The organism is Bradyrhizobium huanghuaihaiense (assembly GCF_025200885.1).
Taxonomy (GTDB): Bacteria; Pseudomonadota; Alphaproteobacteria; order Rhizobiales; family Xanthobacteraceae; genus Bradyrhizobium; species Bradyrhizobium huanghuaihaiense.
Window position 1 is genome coordinate 6,000,368 of record NZ_CP104172.1, and the last position, 17,326, is coordinate 6,017,693.

Here is a 17,326-nt window from a genome sequence, read left to right on the forward strand (position 1 = left end):
GTCCTATTTATTGAGGCCCGCCGTCGGCGCCGCGCCGGGAGGCGTTGGCGCCACCGGCAGCGCCGATGCCACCGCGCCCCTGATCATGCGGTCGGTGCCGAGCGGCGACGACGTGTCGACCGTTCCCTTGGTGACGAAGTCCACCACATCGACGGAGAACTCGACCGGATTATCCGTATGGATGAAATGTCCGGTCTCCGGATAGATCTTGAGGATCGGCCGATTGCCGGCATTGGTCATCCGCGACATGAACGGCGTGATGACGTCGCGCCCGAGGTCCGTGAGCCCGTTGAAGGCGGGCGTCGGGATGAACGGCTCCTTGTCGCCGAATGACAGGAAGATCGGCGCCTTGATTTGGGTGACGCGCTCATAGAGGTTCTTCGGATCATCCTGCTGAAGCTCCGCTCCGATCGTGTAGATGTCGAAGATGAAGACGTTGCACCATTGCTCGAGCTCCTTCGGGTTGCCCTTGGTGAGCCCGACGCGCTGTTCGGTGTGGAAGCGGGCATATTCGCTGTCGCTGAAGAAGTACCCGCTCTTGGCCGCCGACACCGCGCCGGTGTTCGGATCACGCTTCCTAAAATAGAAGAAGTCGCGGATGTTCTGCTCGTCGCGCGCCTTCTCCGCCGCGAGGATGCCGGTCTGGTCCCAGACCTGCTTCCACTTGTCGAAATCCCGGCCGAGGCCGTCCGCGAAGAGAGGCGCTTTCTTGTCCTTGGCGATGGTGATCTCGCGCGGATATTCCTCGAGGCCGGAGGGTGCTTCCAGGGCGAGGCCCTGCACCGCATCGGGCCAGGTCAGCGCGTAGCCCACCACGAACTGACCGCCAAGCGAGTGGCCGAGATAATAAGCCTTCTTCACACCGAGCCGATTGACGACGAGATCGTAGATGACCTCGCGCATGTCCTGCATGGTCCGCGCGGGGCTCTTGTCGAGATTGCCGGGCCCGGACATGCCGTAATGCGGCAGATCGGGCACGATCACGCGCAGGCCGCTGCGCAGCGCATACTGCATGATGTTGCCGTAGTGCCCGCCGAAGGCGCCCTTGCCGTGGATGATGACGAGCACCTTCGGATCCTTGTCGGTGCCCGCGTACTCGTCCATGTACCCGATTTCCCAGGAATTGCCGCTCTTGTCCTTGGCATTGCCGAACTTGACGGGATAGGGATAGGTCACATACGCCTTCCAGAACGACTTCTTCGGATCGATGTTCTGGGCGACGTCGGCCACGCGGTAATTCTTGTCGACGAATTTCTGCGCACGATCGAGGCTCGCAACGTCGTCCATGAACGCGACGAACTTCGGATCGTTCTTTCGATTGTTGATCAGCGGGAACACGCCGTAGTGCGCGACCGGGCTTTCCTCGGCGATCAGATCCGCGCCGGGCACGCGATCGACGGCCTTCTGGGCGAGCTTGAAGTTCAGCCAGAGATCGTTGGTGATGTGCATCACCAGCGTGCGCGCCTGGATGCGGCCGAGATAGGGATTGACGTTGTGCGTCTCGCCCACCCGGTTGCGCCAGACCAGATCGACCGCGTCATAGAGCTTGGCGCGGTTGGTGACGTTCAAGCCGGCTTTCTCGTTCGGCGGGTCCCAGTAGAAAATTTCGGGCTGGACGGCCGCCCAGTTCTGAGTGGTGCGGAAGGCGAAGTCGTAGCCCGTCATACCGAGGATCGACCAGCCGAATGCCACGCCCGGCACCGGATGCTTCTCCTTGGGCAGCTTGTAATAGTCACCCTTGGTCGCCTGCCAGACCGGATCGCCCTGAATCGCGGCTGTCATCATCTGGAACGTCCAGTTGCCGACGGGATCCTCGCCATCGGACTGCGTGGTGCCGCCGATCGGCATCAACGCTCCGATATATTCGGGATGCATGACACCCCAGACATAGGTCTGGGTGCCGCCCATGGAGACGCCGGTGACCAGCGCGACGCGCGCGACCTTCAGCTCGTCGCGCAGCAGGCGGTAGTTCGCCTGCACCATGTCGTAGTAGCTGTACTGCGGAAACTTGATGCCGAGACCGTCGGACGGCTTGCTCGCACCCCAGGTGCCGAGCGGATCGACCATGATGACGTAGTAGCGGTCGGTGTCGATCGGCCTGCCAGGGCCGATGACCGGGACGCCGCCTGACAGGGCGGCGCCTTTGACCCACTGCTCATACATGTCGGTGGAATCGCCGGAATAATAGGAGTTGATCACGACGGCATTGGTGATCTCGCCGGCGGCATTGCGCCGCGCGTTGCCGATCGCGATGTAGCCGGTGCGCAGCTTGCCGCCGCCGAGCGACTCCAGCGTCACGCCGCCCTCGCCACCATTCTCCCATTTCGAGGGATCGGCCAGGTCGTACTTTCCGCCGAGGCGGAAATTCGCGATCTCATAGGTCTTCTTGAGACCGTCGTGCTGCACCTGCGACGAGCGTCGCGTGAGCGGCTGCGCCACCGCAAGCGCGGTGCCGACCAGCAACAAGATCAGGCTGACGATGCAACGCTTGAGCGCGTTTCTCCCGGCCATGGCGACCTCCCTCTTAGCGGTGTTTTGCGCGCACGCTAGGTTGGGTGCCCCCGGGAGGTTTGATTTAGCTCAATGGAATCCCCGCGCCCGCGTCGAGGATCGCGGCCATCATCACCCGGCCGGCCCGCAATGCCCTTCCTCAGTCATGGCTCATATCGGATCCGCTATGAGCTCGACGGACCTGCGGATGCGCCGGCCTATGTGCTGGTTAACGGTCTCACGCAATATTCCGAACTCTGGGCCGCCTATCGCGATGCGCTGATCGCTCGGCAGTTTCGCGTCGCGACATTCGATCTACTCGGCCAGGGAGTCTCCGACAAGCCCGCGCTGTTCATTAACCAGGACGACCACGTCGCCGTGCTGCATCGCCTGATCGGCGAGCTCGGCGACGGCCCGGTCTTTCTCGGCGGCATCAGTTTCGGCGGACTGATCGCGCTGCGCTATGCCGTCGAGCACGGCGCGCGGCTGTCCGGGCTGGTGCCGATGAGCTGCTTTGCGGAGCTTTCGCCGCAACTGCTGCTGATCGGCAATGCCCTGCGCACCGGCCTCATCCTTGGCGGCACCGGTTATCTCCAGGATCTGTTGCTGCCGATGAACCTCTCGGATCAATGGCTGAAGCCGCTGCTGGACAAGCTCGACAGCGTGAAGCGGCAGGGCTGGCTGGTGAACGACGTCTACGCGCTTCAGAACCTGATGGAGTCCTTTCTCGACTTCAAGCCGCTGACGCCGCAGCTCTCCACCATCACCGCCCCGACCATGATCCTCAATGGCGAGTTCGACTTCCTCACGCCGCGTGCGTTGCACGAGACCCTCCGGGTCGAGATTCCCGACAGCGCCCTCGTGATCATCCCGAAGGCCTATCACGCCTTCACGCTCGAAAAGGCGGCCCTTACCGCAGACCTGCTGGCGCGCTTTGCTGAAGACGTGATGGCCGGCCGCTGGCAGGGCAACAAGCAGGTCTTGATCGCGCCGGAACAGGCCGGCGGAGACTTGTCGCCGTTTCCGGACGGGTATGACCATCTGCGCGCGATCCCGGTGCCGAGGGCGGCAACATGAGTGCGTTCTTTGGACCGCTGGAGGCTGACGGCCGCGTCCCGCCGCGTCAGCAATCGCGGGTCTCCGCATTCCTGCTCTCCGCCCATGGCGCGCTGGCGCGGCAATTCGCGCTCGCTCTTCCCGCGAAGTTCGACGCGGCCTGGCAGACCGAGCTGAACGCCCAGCTCTATCGCGAGAGCGAGATCGTTTCGCTGCTGATGCGTGCGACCGCCTGGGTCCCGGATCTCGCGCTCGGCCCCATGGCCGCGTCCTGGGAGATGGCCTGGCTTCCGGCACCGATCGAAGGCATCGCCGATCACGTCCGCGCGCAGGCGGTCCAGCTCGCCATCCTCGCGCACGCCGTTCACGCCGGGATCCGGCCCGCGGCCCTGCTGCCGACGGACGCCAACGCCAACGATCCTTTCGTGACGGCGCTGCGCCGCATCGAGTTCGAGAGCAGTCGGTTGCTGCAGGCGCAGATCCTGTTCCTGAAGGGACCGGATCTGCTTCCTTTCCGGGACGCGGTAAGCGCAGCGCTCGACCGGCGGCATGCCGAGGTGCGCAGGCTCTGGAACGAGACGCTGGAGAGCATCGGCGTCGTCCCGCAGCAATGAGCGTGCGGCCTTGACGCAGATCAAAGCCGCGGGACCGCCCGCCTCCAACATCGACCCGCAATTCCACCTGCACTTGCCGACCGGAGGTCCGACCATGAAGGCCGTTTCCGTCGAAGAAGCCGTTGCGATGATCCCCTCCGGCGCGAGCGTCATGGTCGGCGGGTTCATGGGCGTCGGGACACCGGAACGTCTGCTGGATGAGCTCGTCCGGCAGAACAAGGCAGGCCTGTCCCTAATCTGCAACGACGCGGCCACGCCCGGCAAGGGCGTCGGCAAGCTGTTCGATGCGACGCTGGTCTCGAAGCTGACGGCGACGCATATCGGGCTCAATCCAAAGGTGCAGCAGCAGATGCTCGGCAACCAGATCTCGGTCGATCTCGTGCCGCAAGGCACCTTCGTCGAACGCATCAGGGCGGGCGGATGCGGATTGGGCGGCGTGCTGACGCCGACCGGCGTCGGCACCCTCGTTGCGGAGGGTAAGCGCCAGATCGAGGTCGACGGCAAGCCGTTCCTGCTGGAGACCGCCATCCGCGCGCAGTTCGCGCTGATCCACGCCTTCCTCGCCGACTATCTCGGCAACCTCGCCTACGCGCTGACCGCGCGCAATTTCAATCCGATCATGGCCATGGCGGCCGACACGGTCATCGTCGTGGCCGAGCACATCGTGCCCGTCGGCGTCATCGCGCCCGATCACGTCGTCACGCCGGCGCCGCTGGTCGACTACATCATTGCGAACGGGTGACCCCATGGATCCGCAGATCATCATCGCCCGGCGCGTCGCCAAGGAGCTCCGCCAAGGCAATCTCGTCAATCTCGGCATCGGCATCCCGACGCTGGTCGCGAACTACGTCCCGCCCGATCTCAAGGTCTTCTTCCAGTCCGAGAACGGTCTGATCGGCACCGGGCCGATACCGGAGCAGGGAATGGCGCATCCCCTGCTCACCGACGCCGGCGGCCGGCCGATCAGCGCACTTCCGGGGGCGGCGATCTTCGACAGCGCGATGTCGTTCGGCCTGATCCGCGGAGGCCATGTCGACATCACCGTGCTGGGCGGCCTTCAGGTCGATGCACACGGCCTTCTCGCCAACTGGATGATCCCGGGCAAGATGGTCCCGGGCATGGGCGGCGCGATGGATCTCGTCAGCGGTGCCAAGCGCGTCATCGTCGCGATGCAGCACGCGGCCAAGGGCAAGTCGAAGATCGTGTCCAAATGCACGCTGCCCTTGACCTCGGCACGGCCGGTGAACCTCGTCGTCACCGACATGGCCGTGATCGGCTTTCCCGACGGCAAGGCGACGCTGCTGGAAACAGCGCCGGGCATCAGCATCGGCGAGGTCCTGGCGGTGACGGAGGCCGAGCTCGCCATTCCCGACACTGTGCCGGAAATGAAGATCTGACGGGGTGACCATGCGCGTATTCAGCGATTTCAACGACATCAAATCCGCGGTCGGCACCGAGATCGGCGTCAGCGACTGGGTCGAGGTGTCGCAAGAGCGCATCAACCAGTTCGCGGAGGCGACCTGCGACGAGCAATGGATCCATGTCGACCAGGAGCGCGCAGCCAAGGAGATGCCCGGCGGCAAGACCATCGCCCATGGCCTACTGTCGCTGGCGCTCGCGCCGCTCTTCATCCGTTCGGTGATCGGCCTGAAGGGCCTGCGCAACACGTTGAACTACGGCGCCGACCGGATCAGATATCTGGCGCCGGTGCCGGCGGGCTCGAAGCTGCGCGGCCGCGTCACCGTCGCCGAAGCCGAGGACGTGCCGCCGGACGGCCTGCGCGTCAACTATCACCTCGTGATCGAGATCGAGGGCGGCAAGAAGCCGGCCTGCATCGCCGAGCTGATCGCCCTGCACTATCGCTGAATCAAAAAAGGTCGAAAACAACCCCATGCACAGTAGCGGGGGCATTGATCGCATTGCAGTTTTTCTTCCGGCTTTTTTTCTGCCGGCGAAAGCAGTTTGACCCGTCGGGCAAAACACTGGCATGATGCCACGATCAGCCCACGGCCTCCTGACTGCCAACCCGGCGTGACGACACGCGGCCGGGCTCAGTCGATGATGTGATACCCGCCGTCGATGTAGAGCACGCCGCCGGTCATCAGCTTGGCGCCGTCGAGCGCCAGAAAGGCCGTGGCGTTGCCGACGTCGTCGATGCTGACGAGGCTGCGCGACGGCGCCTTGGACTGCGCCTTGTCCATGAGCTCGTCGAATTCGGGAATGCCTGAGGCGGCGCGCGTCGCCAGCGGGCCCGGCGAGATCGCGTGAACGCGGATGCCCTTCGGACCCAGCTCGGCCGCGATGTAGCGGACCGACGCCTCGAGCGCGGCCTTGGCCACGCCCATGACGTTGTAGTTCTCCACCACCATCTGGCTGCCGTAATAGGTCATGGTGAACAGAGTGCCGCCGTTCTTCATCAGCGGCTCGGCGAGATGAGCCATGCGCATGAACGACCAGCACGAAACATCCATGGTCTTGAGGAAACCGTCGCGGCCGACATCGACGACGCGGCCATGCAACGCCTCCTTTGGCGAGAAGGCAATGGAATGAAGCAGGAAGTCGAGCTGGCCCCACTCGGCCGCAATGCGCTCGAACACCGCTTCGGTCTGTCCTTCGACCATCACGTCCAGCGGCATGAAGATCGGCGCCTGCAGCGCCTGCGCCAAGGGCTCGACATGCTTCTTGGCGCGATCGTTCAGGTAGGTGACGGCGAGATCGGCGCCGAGCGCACGAAACGCCCGCGCACAACCCCAGGCGATTGACTGGTCATTGGCGATGCCGACGATCAGGCCCTTCTTTCCCTTGAGGGCCACCTTGCTGTCCGGGAATACTGGGATCATGACACCCTCACAGATCGTGTGTTTTGCGACGAGCCGTTGACCAGCATCGCCAGCGTGTGCTGCGCAATCATCAGCTCCTCGTCGGTCGGGACGACGTAGACGGGGATGCGACTGCCGGAATGCGAGATCAGCCGTGAATGACGGGCATTTTCGTCGGCATCGAGGGTTACACCGAGCCAGGCGAGCTGCTCCGCCACGCGCGCCCGGATCGATGCCGAATTCTCGCCGATGCCGGCGGTGAAGACGAAGGCGTCCAGACCCTGCAAGGCCGCAGCCAACATGCCGGCACTGAGCCCGATCCGGTAGACGAAATAGTCGATCGCGAGCCTTGCATGGGCATCGGTGCTCGCCTCGAGCTCCCGCATGTCGTTGCTGACGCCGGACAGGCCCTTCAGTCCGCACTCGCGGTAGAGAAAGTCCTGAACCCTCGGAGCGGACATCCCCTTCTCCGAGATGAGATAGAGCACCACGCCGGGATCGACCTGCCCCGGCCGCGTTCCCATCGGCAGGCCATCGAGCGCCGTGAAGCCCATCGTACTCTCGACGCTGCGCCCATCCTTCAATGCGCACATCGAGGCGCCACTGCCGAGATGGGCGACGATCACGCGTCCGGCGGCGATCTCGGGCGCGACACGGGGCAGCGTCCGGGCGATGTATTCATAGGACAGGCCATGAAAGCCATAGCGCCGCACGCCCTCGGCATGAAGCTGGTGCGGAATGGCATAGTGGTCTGCGACCGCATCGTGCGTACGGTGGAAGGCGGTGTCGAAACAGGCGACCTGGAGCAGTGTCGGGAAGTTCGCGAGGAGCGAGCGGATCGGCGCCAGGTTATGCGGCTGGTGCAGCGGCGCCAGGCTGACGAAGCGCTCGAGGCGGCAGACGACGCCGTGGTCGATCACGACCGGCCGCGAATAGTCCGGACCGCCATGCACGACGCGGTGGCCGACCGCGATCGGCGTCACCCGAAGCTCGTTCCGCAACCAGTCGCCGGCGACAGCCATTGCCGCCGGCACATCCGGCACGACCTCGATCGGATAGGCGCGATCGACCAATGGGCCGTTGCTCGTGCCGCCGGCCCGCAGACGCGGCCGGCTGCCGATGCCATCGATCTGCCCCTTGATCTGCCGCCGAAGGGTCCCTTCGCCCTCGATCGAATAGACCTGAAACTTGACGCTGGAGGAGCCGGCATTGACGACGAGGATCGTATCCATGGCGTCACGCGGCCACTGTCGGCGCCTTCTGGCGCCTGGCACGAGCATAGAGCGCGGCAACCGCGCAGGATGCCATGCGCGCGCGTGGAGAATCCGCGCGCGAGGTGAGCACCACCGGCACGCGGGCGCCGAGCACGATGCCCGCACCGTCCGCCTTGGCGAAATAGGCGAGGTTCTTGGCCAGCATATTCCCGGCCTCGAGGTCCGGAACGACCAGGATCTGTGCGCGGCCGGCGACCTCGGAGGTGATGCCCTTGATCCGCGCAGCCTCCATGTCGATCGCATTGTCGAACGCCAGCGGGCCATCGAGGTTGCCGCCGGTGATCTGGCCGCGATCGGCCATCTTGCAGAGGGCGGCCGCCTCGATCGTCGAGGGAATTTTCGAGGTCACGGTCTCGACCGCCGACAGGATCGCGACCCGCGGGGTCTTGCCAAAGCCGGCCTGGTTGTAGAGGTCGATCGCGTTCTGGATGATGTCGCGCTTGGCGTCGAGATCGGGGAAGATGTTGATCGCGGCATCCGTCACGAAGATGGTCTCGGCGTAGGCCGGCACGTCCATGACGAACACGTGGCTGATCCGCCGGTCGGTGCGCAGACCGCCGATCTTGGCCGTGACGGCGCGCATCAATTCGTCGGTGTGAAGGCTGCCTTTCATCAGCAGATCGCCTTTGGCGGCGTGGATGAGCTCGACGCCCTTGGCCGCGGCTTCGTCGCTATGCGCGGCATCGACAATCTCGAACCCGGACACGTCGAGACCGAATTTCGCGGCCGTGTCCCTGATCTTCCGCTCGGGCCCGACGAGTATCGGCCGGATGATGCCGGCGCTCGCACTGTCGACGGCGCCGCGCAACGAGGTCTCGTCGCAGGGGTGGACGACGATGGTCGGCAGGGGCACCCCCGCCTTCGCCGCCGCGATCAGGCGGTCGTATTTGCTGCCGGAATGGGCTCCCGTCGTGTCGGCCGACATCATGTCACTCCCGCCAATCCGCGTTACGACGCTCTTGCCTTTGAATCGAAAGGGGCGACGTTCGACGTCAGCTCTCCCTCTCCGTCCAGGCCAAAAAGCCCGGCGACCTGCTTCAGACGATGTGCGCGCTCGCCGGTGATGTCCTCGCTCGCCGACAGCACCTCGCGCATCGCGGCGAAGGCTTGGCGCCGCAGGCCCATGTCGTCGGGCAGCAATTTCGGGATCGCGGCCAGCGCATATTCGCGATCGAGCAGCAGCATGAAGAACTGCTCGCGGACCAGCATCTTGAATTCGGCCAGCGTCATCCGGGGGCCGGCATGGTCCCGCCGCACCTGCCGGAGCGCCTCGATGCTGCGTTCGTCCACCATGCCGCGGGCGGAGCCGACATAGAGCAGCGATCGGATCGCCGCTTCGCGAAGCCCGCCCTCGCCGATGCGCGATTTCAGCTCGGAGATTCGCCTCTCGAGCATCGCGCGATGCTCCGCCGACATCTCGCGGCGCTGCGAGGGCACGGAATTCGGATCGACCCCTACGGCCGCCTGAAGCAAGGGCGAACCGTAGACATTGAGGAAGATGGTCTCGCTCAGAGCCTCCTGCGCGTCGCGCCAGCTGTCGAGCGCATGGACAATCTGCTTCGACATCTGCTCCTGGATTGCCAGGAACGGATTGTCCTTCGAGACCGGCCTGCGGTTGTCCTCGACGCGATCGGCGGCCGCCTGGACGGTGGACATCCAGGGATTCTTGCTGCTGAAGGCCTCATATTGCATTCGCAGCGGATGCATGTTGCGCGCCCAGTCCGCCATTTGCGGGGCCACCATCTTCTTGACCCAGGGTTGGACGAACTTCTGATAGGCCGCTAGATTGAGTTCCGAGACGCGCTTGGCGGCGGCAAACCGCCGCTCGTCCTCGGGCGAATTGCCGCCCATCGCGCGGATATCATCGAGCGTGCGGGCCTCACAGCGCATCACCCATTGCCCGGCCGCGAGATCGGCATTGAGCGTCTCGTCGCCCCTCGCCTCGAACGTCGCCTCATAGAGCCCGGGCGGAAGCACGTCGATCAAATCGATGTTGCTTGAAAACTCGGCATGCTCCTTCTTGGCGACACCGCCGGACACGAAGATGCCGAGATGGCCGATGCTCTCGTGAACGGTGTAGACGATGGTCTGGCCATAGGCCCTGATCTCGTCGACATCGGCATAGCAGTCCAGGACCCAGTTAAGCGCCTGCTGAGGCGGCGTGACGTTGTCGCCCTTGGAGCAGAACACCACGATCGGCGAACGGATATTGCGCAGGTCGACTTTCTGTCCGTCCGACATCTCGATGCGGCCGGCGGCGAGATTGTTGCCGATGAACAGCTCGTCGACGATAAACTGGATCTCCTCGGCATTGAGGTTGACGTGGCCGCCCCACCAGCGCTCGAAATCCAGATAGCGTTCGGCTTCGGTGTCGACCTTGGAATAGACGTTGTACTGCTTGGTCCAGAGCGTGTTGGACGGATTCTGGTTCTCGAAGTTCTGCACCAGCCAGGCGCCGTCGAACTTGCCGGCGCCGAGGTCGCTCGTCAGCGCCGTCAGCCAGCTTCCGCCCAAAAGGCCACCGGAATAGCGCATCGGATACTGGCCGTGCACGCCGGCCCAATAAGCCAGCGGCGCGCCGGCGATGATCAGGGGCCCGAACAGCTCCGGCCGCAGCGATGCCAGGATCATGACGGCCCAGCCGGCCTGACAATTGCCGATCACGCAGGGCTTGCCGTCGGCTTCGGGATGACGGCCGATGACGGTCTCGATGAACTTCGCTTCCGCGCGCGCGATGCGCTCGATGGTCTGGCCCGGCACCGGCTCGGGCAGGAAGCCGATGAAATAGCAGGGATGCCCCGCCTTCATCGCGACGCCGATCTCGCTGTCTGCCTTGAAGCCGCCAATGCCCGGCCCGTGGCCGGCACGCGGATCGACCACCACGAACGGCCGCCGGCTCATGTCGATCTCGATATCCTTGGGCGGAATGATGCGCACCAGCGCGTAGTTGACCGGCTCCTCCAGCGTGCGGCCGTCGACGATCAACTCGGCAGCATATTGCAGCACATGCGGCGCGACCTGCGCGACATGCTCGCGATACTGGTCGCCGCGCTGACGCATGATGTCCAGAAACAGCACACTGCGTTGCCCGGCATCGACCATGTATTCGACGGCGGAAGCCACAAGACCCGACATCGGGCCATCAGGCAGTTTCAGATTGTCCATCGCCATGTTCGCCCTCGTCGTCACGTCCGGCCATTCAAGGAGCCGGCGGATTGCCGACGTTGATTTAGGTCAACGATCGGTGACGGCGCGCGAGGTTCCCTGCGAGAGCCTGGCGATCTGCCTTTCGCGCAGGCTCGATCAGGGCCAGGCGGTGCGTACCGGCAAACGGCTGAACGAGGAAAGGCGCGCGTCGATGGGGACTCCAGCAAGTTTCACTTGCCGGGAGACGCTACGTGACGGCACGGCGGTCGAGATCCGGGCGCTCCGGCCGGAGGATGAGGCCGGCATGCTCGCCGCGCTGGACCAGGCCAGCATGCAAACACGCCAGCGTCGCTTCTTTGCACCGAAGCGCCATTTCTCGGATAGCGAGCGCGCCTATTTCATGGAGATCGACTTCGAGAATCACGTGGCGCTGGTTGCCTGTGCGGAGGATGCGGGCCGCAACGTCATCATAGGCGGAGGCCGCTACGTCGTCGCGACGCCCGGCAGCGCAGAGATGGCCTTTGTCGTCGTCGATGCCTGGCAGGGACGCGGCGTCGGCAGGCTGCTGGCACAACATCTCATTGCGCTCGCGCGCGAGTCCGGGCTGACCGAACTGACGGCGGAAGTGATGTCGGACAGTACGGCCATGCGTCGGGTCTTCGAGAGGCTCGGCTTCGGCCCTACGTCGAAGCGAGACCCTCAAACGATTCATCTGGCACTGAAGCTGACCTGATTATCCCCGAACTCGATTTCCAATATTCCCTTGATCTTGATCAACGGTTCGTCACCCGGCCCGTGGGTCAGTCGACAGCATCGCTGTAAAGACGGAGATCGTCATGACGTGGGGTATGATCAGTAAGCTGTTTGTTGCGACCATCGTGGTCGGCGCTGGCATGTCTGTCTCCATCGATGGATCATCGGGCCAGGGACCAGCGCTATCCTTCAGCCAGGCAGATGCGCGCGTCGGACGTCCCCTGACGCCCGTGTCGGCCGCCGGCGTGGCACGCCGGACCACCCGGCGCGCCGTCGTCGGGACCGCGGCCGTCGGCGCTGCGGCCGCAGGCACGGCATGCGTTCGCGTGCTGGTCAACGGGACGTATGTCTGCCGCTGAACCATCGTTGAAATGGACACGAGGAAGCTGAGTTCTGCGGATGATCTGCATCCGCAGGACAGGCTGCGCGTCATCCGAGCGCCGGATGAACAGTGGCAGCGGAATCCAAACAGGCTAGTGGATGGTCGGGTTGTCGAGACGCTTTTCCGCCTGCGCGGTCACGATCTCGAGGTGTGCCGTATAGTGCCTTGCCGCCAATTCGCGAGCAGCCGCTTGATCGCGGCTCCATCCCGGCTCACGGCGCGCACGCCGCTCCCGGTAATCGATCAACCAGACGGTTTCCCCATAAGTGAGGCCCACGAAGACATCGCGTCCCTCGGAATCCGGCCCCAATTCGGTCAAGTAGGTGACGTGACTCCGCAGCTTCTCTGCCGTCATGAGTCATCTCCCCGCTTGGCCATTTGCTAGGCACCCGGTCTTCGCAGAGGAATGATCTGCGCCGACCTCACCGGCTCAGGAAGTTTGGCTGACGTCGATTGCGCTGCCTTCCGGGCCCTGAACTTCGTCCAACGAAGCCCGGGCGCGTAGCCGTAGAGCACATTGAGCCAGGTTTCAGACAGCGTCGCGCTCGTGAAAGGCAATTCGGGGAGGCTCCAGTCGGTGTCTCTCTCGATGCCTGGGCACATAGGCACTCGAACCGCAGACCCCGCCCATACCAGGCCGCCGGATGGCAATTCGACGTATTCGCAATGGTCCCGCTCCGTCCATTCCTGGACTGAGTGGGCGAGACTTCTGGGATGGTCGGCGGAGAAAAGGCCGACGATCTGATGACTGTCAATTGAGCGGACGAGATAAGCTGGCATGGCAAAGTCCAAAAATTGAATATTGCCTATTTTTCCCGATCCTGCCAAGCCCCCTCGTGCCGTCGAGCGTGCACCCAGTGATAAGTGCCCGCTGATCTCGTCGGATATTGCTGTGCGGAATCTCGAAAGAAGGCTGCTTCGTCAACGTTCTGGCGAACGCTTTTCCCTTTTTTCCCGCAATCTCAACCGAGCGGTTGATGCTCTGCGGGGCTGGTTCATACACGCTGCGTGATTGACCAAGGATGCGGATTTGCTTTGATCTAGATCAACGAAATCGCATTCGGCCAACCGGGATTTTGCATTTCCCTCCCGGGTCTGGAGCAGCGCCGCCCGCCATTTGCATTTCGAGCGGCCGGGCCGTTGGAATATCGCGTCCGGATCGAAGGACTGGCGGCCATTTCCCCCGGCCCAGGTCATGAAGAAGGATCGGGCGATCCGTCTTCGGTATGAAGCGCAGCCTTCATGCTCCGCAGCCTGGCTATTCTCCACATGGTCTGCTCGACCAGGCCGACATCGAAATCGGACAGCTGAACGACGAGATCCTTGAATCTTTGAATCTTCCGGTCGAAGATCGAGCAACGATCACACATCGTCTGCAATTGCCTTGGCGAAATGGCTGCTGACCCGGGCAAAACAAATCAAAAAAATCGAGACGAAATTAATGATCGTAACGCCGGCCGTAAAGGACGCGCTCGCGCGGCATCATGATGCACATCCGTCGACATGACAGTCAGATACCGAAACCAACGCGATGCGTCGTCACTGAATAGATCGCACCGTCGTGCCGTGTGAGCTCCGGCGGAGAGCAGGATTGAACGGTTTTTACCGTCAGGTCGTGTCGCCGTTCGGAAGAAGAGCAAGTGACTTGTGCGTCTGCGCCAACGAGACGACAGCCTGCTCCCGGCGGGTCCCCATCGTCCTCATGTCGATGAAGACGATCTTTTCCGGTTCAGATAATGCTCTATAATAAACGCCTTTAATCGACGCTTTTAATCGACGGGTATTGCATTGCCATCATCCATAGAATTGATCGTTGCCTCTCATGTGGTGCTCAAGGACCGGCGGGGGCTCGAAGAGCTGCGCGAGCATCGGCGCCAGTTGCTCGAGCAACTCCGGACCGTGTCAGGCATTGATCCGAGCCGGACCATCGAGCGGATGGAGGAAGACATTCGGGCGATCGACGACGGGCTCGAGCAACTCAAGCCTCCGCCGGGAACCTTGCCTGAGAATGAATGGCGCTAGGCTCGGATCCGCGCTTTCAAGAGCAGGTTCGTCTGCCGCTCCATTTGAAGCGCCAGCTGTTTGCGTTCAAATCTGAGGACGGCCTGTTGGTCGAGCGTGATGTGCCCGTCTCGCTCGAGAATGCTGATGAGAAAAACCTGGTCCTCAATGTGCCGTTGGCGCTTCTGGATATCTTCCATGAGGCTTTCCAGCTCGGTTCGAAGATCTGAATTCACAATTCATGCCTTTCAATCTCACGCTGAAATGCATCCACTATGTGTCTGACACCTTAAGCAAAGTTTGCGTCCGGAGGGCTGCCTTAGCTGTCCGTCCTCAACTTGGAAGCGCGTGCCGTTTTTTCCCGGGGCGTGCTGCCCGAGGGCCATGAGGATGGAACCGGGGACATCGCCTGCCGCGAGCAGGTCAGGGCACGCGCTGATGACCGGCGATTTAAGGCAAGCCGATTGCCGGTCGAACCTCTCGGCCCTTGACGCGCCCTGGGATCCGAATCGACGAAGGTCGGACGATGCTGGCGGCCCCCGGCCGGTCTCCAACTCCGGAGTGGGGGACGCATGCAACCCGTGGTGCAAAACGCCGCGGCCGGCCTGCCCTGCCTGCGGTATCCGGAACTGGACAGATTGAGCAACCGCCACATCGCAGCACAGCAGCAGCGCAATTGATCAGTAAAATCAGGTTGCTAGAGGGCAGATTACACGCAGAATTTGTGCGCCGCAGCAGGCCCTGAGAGGCAGTTGTCAGGCCGCCTGAGCCGGGCTCCGTGTTGTTCGCGCAAGAGACGTCGGATCGATTACTGCAAGCTGTGACTGAAATGTCATAGGTGCGGCCGTAGCATTTTGCTAATTCTTCCCAAGCAATAATATTTGTTAAAAGCCTTTTATGGTGGGGACCATGAAGCCGGCCCATTTAGCCTTCGCAACGATCATCCTGGCCGTCGCCCCCGCGAATGCCGAGCAATTCTCAATCAACGACGCCTTGAAACAGGCGATGCAGACCAACCCGGGGGTGGGTGAGGCTTCGGCCAATCGCCGCGCAACCGAGAGCGAGCTTCGTCAGACCCAGAGTACGCTGTTACCGCAGGTCCGCATCGACGCCAGCTACGGACCGGAGAAATTCGACCAGACGCCCGGCTTCATAGCCCCGAGCATCGCGGTTCCAACGACGGGGTCCGGGCCGTGGCGCAACGGGAGCCAGGAATCGGTTGTCGTCCGGCAGCTTCTTTTTGATGGTTTCACCTCGATCCACGAGGTCTGGCGCCAGAATGCGCGGGTGAACGCCGCGGCAGCGCGCGTCAAGGAACGCACCGAGCTCATCGCCCTCGACGCCGCCGAAGCTTACATCGACGTCGTGCGCTATATGCGCCTGGTGACCCTGGCCCAGCAGAACGTCGCCAATCACGAGAAGATCTTCTCGAACGTGAACTCCAGGTTTTCGGGCGGCCGGGCCGGCGAAGGCGACCTCGAGCAGTCGAGGGAGCGTGTCGAAAGCGCTCGCGCGGCCCTCGCCGAATTTCGTCGCAGCCTCGAGGATGCGCGGGCGAAGTACCGCAAGGTCGTCGGCATAGAGCCTTACAATGTGCGATTCCCGGGCACGTTGCGGGGGCTCCCGGCCAGCCGCGATGAAGCGCTCGCGGTGACGCTGCGGTTCAACTCCACGATCAACGCGGCCCAGTCCGATGTCGATGCCGCCAAGCACGCCTTCAAGTCCACGGATGGCCTGTTTGCCCCGAAATTCTATCTCGAGGGCCGGGCGACGCATTACGACAACTCCTTCCCCTATGTTGCGGCCGCCGGCTCGCCCGCCGTCACCCATGAGGACTACAGCGGCAAGGTGGTGATGTCGTGGGACATCTTCCGCGGCGGCCAGGACGCCTGGAATCGCTCGGAAAAGGCCGAACGGTTCACGGAAGCGACTGCACGGCACGCCCGCCTGCAGCGGGATGCCTATGAGTCGATCGACAAGGCCTGGAACGCCCGCACGGTCACGCAGACCCGCATTGCGGCGCTGACCAGCGAGCTGGAGGCGGCCCGGAAGACCATCGCCGCTTTCCAGAAGGAGTATGAGCTGGGCCAGCGCTCACTCATCGACCTCCTGAACGCCCAGAACCAGTTCTTCAATGCCCAGGTTTCGCTGACCTCGGCGCGCGCGGTTGTGGTGTTTGCCGACTATCAATTGCTCGCAGCGACGGGAACCCTGATCGAATATCTGAAGGCCCCTCCCCCTGTCGACGCAGCGCCCACCGATCTCAACCTGTTCGGCCTGCCGGATTACAAGGCGCCGACGTTCCGCTGGACGCTGCCGCAGAGCGGTTCGGAGCCGCTGCGGACTGCCGTCCCAGCGCCGACGGCAGCCCCCGTCCGGCTGTCCTATGCTGCGACCGAGCCTGCCACGTCGGCTTTCGGCGATCGCTGGTCCGGTGAGCCGGCGTCAGCCAAGGTTGCCGGCGTGTCGGCCTGGTTTGCGCAGCAGCGGCAAGGCTCCAGCGGGCCGATCGCGCCCGACGGCTCGGCCGACCAGCGCAGCTCATATGCCGCGGCCGAGAAGCCCCACTGGCTGCTGACCGCATTCTCGCCGATTACAAAATAGCAACGTCGGCCGAATAACCATTGAAAAAGCCCGCACATTTGTGCGGGCTTTTTTGTTTCAGCCCACCCCGATAACGCACGGATAGAATTTCGGGCGCGCGGTTGTTAATCGTTAATCCCGACTGCCCAAATATGTAAATGAATTAACTCGCAGTTTGTCGTAGTCTTTCGACGACTTTGCCAAGTT

Annotated in this window: 17 protein-coding genes; 11 read left to right on the forward strand and 6 right to left on the reverse strand. The window is 63.2% G+C overall.

All coding sequences use genetic code 11. The features are described 5' to 3' along the window. Positions 1–3: 3 nt before the first annotated feature. Complete coding sequence (locus N2603_RS28585; protein ID WP_260384753.1) at positions 4–2,511, reverse strand: alpha/beta hydrolase; 2,508 nt, start codon at positions 2,509–2,511, stop codon at positions 4–6. 129 nt (positions 2,512–2,640) lie between these two features. Here N2603_RS28585 and N2603_RS28590 point away from each other — a divergent pair, with 129 nt between their 5' ends. The 5 genes from N2603_RS28590 to N2603_RS28610 all read left to right on the forward strand — a co-directional run bounded on the left by N2603_RS28590 (position 2,641) and on the right by N2603_RS28610 (position 6,026). Further along, positions 2,641–3,567, forward strand: a complete 927-nt coding sequence (locus N2603_RS28590) for an alpha/beta fold hydrolase (protein WP_260384754.1) — start codon at positions 2,641–2,643, stop codon at positions 3,565–3,567. After that, on the forward strand, positions 3,564–4,160 hold the full coding sequence (locus N2603_RS28595; RefSeq protein WP_260384755.1) for a hypothetical protein: 597 nt from the start codon (positions 3,564–3,566) through the stop codon (positions 4,158–4,160). The genes N2603_RS28590 and N2603_RS28595 overlap by 4 nt, the downstream gene beginning before the upstream one ends. 94 nt (positions 4,161–4,254) lie before the next feature. Further along, a complete protein-coding gene (locus N2603_RS28600) occupies positions 4,255–4,902 on the forward strand; it encodes a CoA transferase subunit A (protein ID WP_260424280.1) in 648 nt (215 codons plus the stop codon). 4 nt (positions 4,903–4,906) lie between these two features. Continuing rightward, positions 4,907–5,557 (forward strand): 3-oxoacid CoA-transferase subunit B, encoded by a 651-nt coding sequence (locus N2603_RS28605; protein WP_260384756.1) that lies wholly within the window; start codon positions 4,907–4,909, stop codon positions 5,555–5,557. 10 nt (positions 5,558–5,567) lie between these two features. After that, positions 5,568–6,026: a MaoC family dehydratase gene (locus N2603_RS28610; RefSeq protein ID WP_260384757.1), complete on the forward strand. Its 459-nt coding sequence runs from the start codon at positions 5,568–5,570 to the stop codon at positions 6,024–6,026. Between the two features lie 185 nt (positions 6,027–6,211). Here the strand turns inward: N2603_RS28610 and fabI are convergent, their stop codons facing one another. The 4 genes from fabI to N2603_RS28630 are packed head-to-tail and all read right to left on the reverse strand — an operon-like array spanning position 6,212 to position 11,424. Next, on the reverse strand, positions 6,212–7,000 hold the full coding sequence (fabI, locus tag N2603_RS28615; protein WP_211414430.1) for an enoyl-ACP reductase FabI: 789 nt from the start codon (positions 6,998–7,000) through the stop codon (positions 6,212–6,214). Continuing rightward, the gene (locus tag N2603_RS28620) at positions 6,997–8,211 is read right to left on the reverse strand and encodes an acetate/propionate family kinase (protein ID WP_260384758.1); all 1,215 of its coding nucleotides are present in this window, start codon (positions 8,209–8,211) and stop codon (positions 6,997–6,999) included. Before N2603_RS28620 ends, fabI begins: the two co-directional genes overlap by 4 nt. Positions 8,212–8,215: 4 nt before the next feature. Further along, complete coding sequence (locus tag N2603_RS28625; protein WP_026312007.1) at positions 8,216–9,178, reverse strand: phosphate acetyltransferase; 963 nt, start codon at positions 9,176–9,178, stop codon at positions 8,216–8,218. Positions 9,179–9,201: 23 nt separating this feature from the next. Next, positions 9,202–11,424: a DUF3141 domain-containing protein gene (locus tag N2603_RS28630; RefSeq protein WP_260384759.1), complete on the reverse strand. Its 2,223-nt coding sequence runs from the start codon at positions 11,422–11,424 to the stop codon at positions 9,202–9,204. Here N2603_RS28630 and N2603_RS28635 point away from each other — a divergent pair. Next, entirely contained in the window at positions 11,411–12,133 is a 723-nt protein-coding gene (locus N2603_RS28635; protein ID WP_311740651.1) for a GNAT family N-acetyltransferase, read from the forward strand. The two genes, N2603_RS28630 and N2603_RS28635, sit on opposite strands and share 14 nt — an antisense overlap. Positions 12,134–12,293: 160 nt before the next feature. Continuing rightward, positions 12,294–12,512 (forward strand): hypothetical protein, encoded by a 219-nt coding sequence (locus tag N2603_RS28640; protein WP_260424282.1) that lies wholly within the window; start codon positions 12,294–12,296, stop codon positions 12,510–12,512. Between the two features lie 114 nt (positions 12,513–12,626). On the opposite strand, the gene N2603_RS28645 is transcribed toward N2603_RS28640, so the two are convergent. Further along, positions 12,627–12,890 (reverse strand): hypothetical protein, encoded by a 264-nt coding sequence (locus N2603_RS28645; protein ID WP_018643103.1) that lies wholly within the window; start codon positions 12,888–12,890, stop codon positions 12,627–12,629. Positions 12,891–13,761: 871 nt separating this feature from the next. On the opposite strand from N2603_RS28645, the gene N2603_RS28650 reads away from it, so the two are divergent. The 4 genes from N2603_RS28650 to N2603_RS28665 all read left to right on the forward strand — a co-directional run bounded on the left by N2603_RS28650 (position 13,762) and on the right by N2603_RS28665 (position 17,140). Beyond that, on the forward strand, positions 13,762–13,938 hold the full coding sequence (locus N2603_RS28650; protein ID WP_260384760.1) for a hypothetical protein: 177 nt from the start codon (positions 13,762–13,764) through the stop codon (positions 13,936–13,938). A 421-nt stretch (positions 13,939–14,359) separates the two neighbouring features. After that, complete coding sequence (locus tag N2603_RS28655; protein WP_311740652.1) at positions 14,360–14,557, forward strand: hypothetical protein; 198 nt, start codon at positions 14,360–14,362, stop codon at positions 14,555–14,557. Further along, positions 14,548–14,766, forward strand: a complete 219-nt coding sequence (locus N2603_RS28660) for a hypothetical protein (protein ID WP_260384762.1) — start codon at positions 14,548–14,550, stop codon at positions 14,764–14,766. Before N2603_RS28655 ends, N2603_RS28660 begins: the two co-directional genes overlap by 10 nt. Positions 14,767–15,445: 679 nt before the next feature. Further along, complete coding sequence (locus N2603_RS28665) at positions 15,446–17,140, forward strand: TolC family outer membrane protein (RefSeq protein WP_260384763.1); 1,695 nt, start codon at positions 15,446–15,448, stop codon at positions 17,138–17,140. Positions 17,141–17,326 lie beyond the last annotated feature (186 nt).

Excerpts from the sequence above, each read along its gene's own strand:
- N2603_RS28595 (WP_260384755.1), top strand. The coding sequence starts at position 3,564 with ATGAGTGCGTTCTTTGGACCGCTGGAGGCTGACGGCCGCGTCCCGCCG.
- N2603_RS28660 (WP_260384762.1), top strand. The coding sequence starts at position 14,548 with ATGGCGCTAGGCTCGGATCCGCGCTTTCAAGAGCAGGTTCGTCTGCCG.
- N2603_RS28630 (WP_260384759.1), bottom strand. The coding sequence starts at position 11,424 with ATGGCGATGGACAATCTGAAACTGCCTGATGGCCCGATGTCGGGTCTT.
- N2603_RS28585 (WP_260384753.1), bottom strand. The coding sequence starts at position 2,511 with ATGGCCGGGAGAAACGCGCTCAAGCGTTGCATCGTCAGCCTGATCTTG.
- N2603_RS28600 (WP_260424280.1), top strand. The coding sequence starts at position 4,255 with ATGAAGGCCGTTTCCGTCGAAGAAGCCGTTGCGATGATCCCCTCCGGC.
- N2603_RS28620 (WP_260384758.1), bottom strand. The coding sequence starts at position 8,211 with ATGGATACGATCCTCGTCGTCAATGCCGGCTCCTCCAGCGTCAAGTTT.
- N2603_RS28590 (WP_260384754.1), top strand. The coding sequence starts at position 2,641 with ATGCCCTTCCTCAGTCATGGCTCATATCGGATCCGCTATGAGCTCGAC.
- N2603_RS28640 (WP_260424282.1), top strand. The coding sequence starts at position 12,294 with ATGTCTGTCTCCATCGATGGATCATCGGGCCAGGGACCAGCGCTATCC.
- N2603_RS28645 (WP_018643103.1), bottom strand. The coding sequence starts at position 12,890 with ATGACGGCAGAGAAGCTGCGGAGTCACGTCACCTACTTGACCGAATTG.
- N2603_RS28610 (WP_260384757.1), top strand. The coding sequence starts at position 5,568 with ATGCGCGTATTCAGCGATTTCAACGACATCAAATCCGCGGTCGGCACC.
- fabI (WP_211414430.1), bottom strand. The coding sequence starts at position 7,000 with ATGATCCCAGTATTCCCGGACAGCAAGGTGGCCCTCAAGGGAAAGAAG.
- N2603_RS28605 (WP_260384756.1), top strand. The coding sequence starts at position 4,907 with ATGGATCCGCAGATCATCATCGCCCGGCGCGTCGCCAAGGAGCTCCGC.
- N2603_RS28625 (WP_026312007.1), bottom strand. The coding sequence starts at position 9,178 with ATGTCGGCCGACACGACGGGAGCCCATTCCGGCAGCAAATACGACCGC.
- N2603_RS28650 (WP_260384760.1), top strand. The coding sequence starts at position 13,762 with ATGAAGCGCAGCCTTCATGCTCCGCAGCCTGGCTATTCTCCACATGGT.
- N2603_RS28665 (WP_260384763.1), top strand. The coding sequence starts at position 15,446 with ATGAAGCCGGCCCATTTAGCCTTCGCAACGATCATCCTGGCCGTCGCC.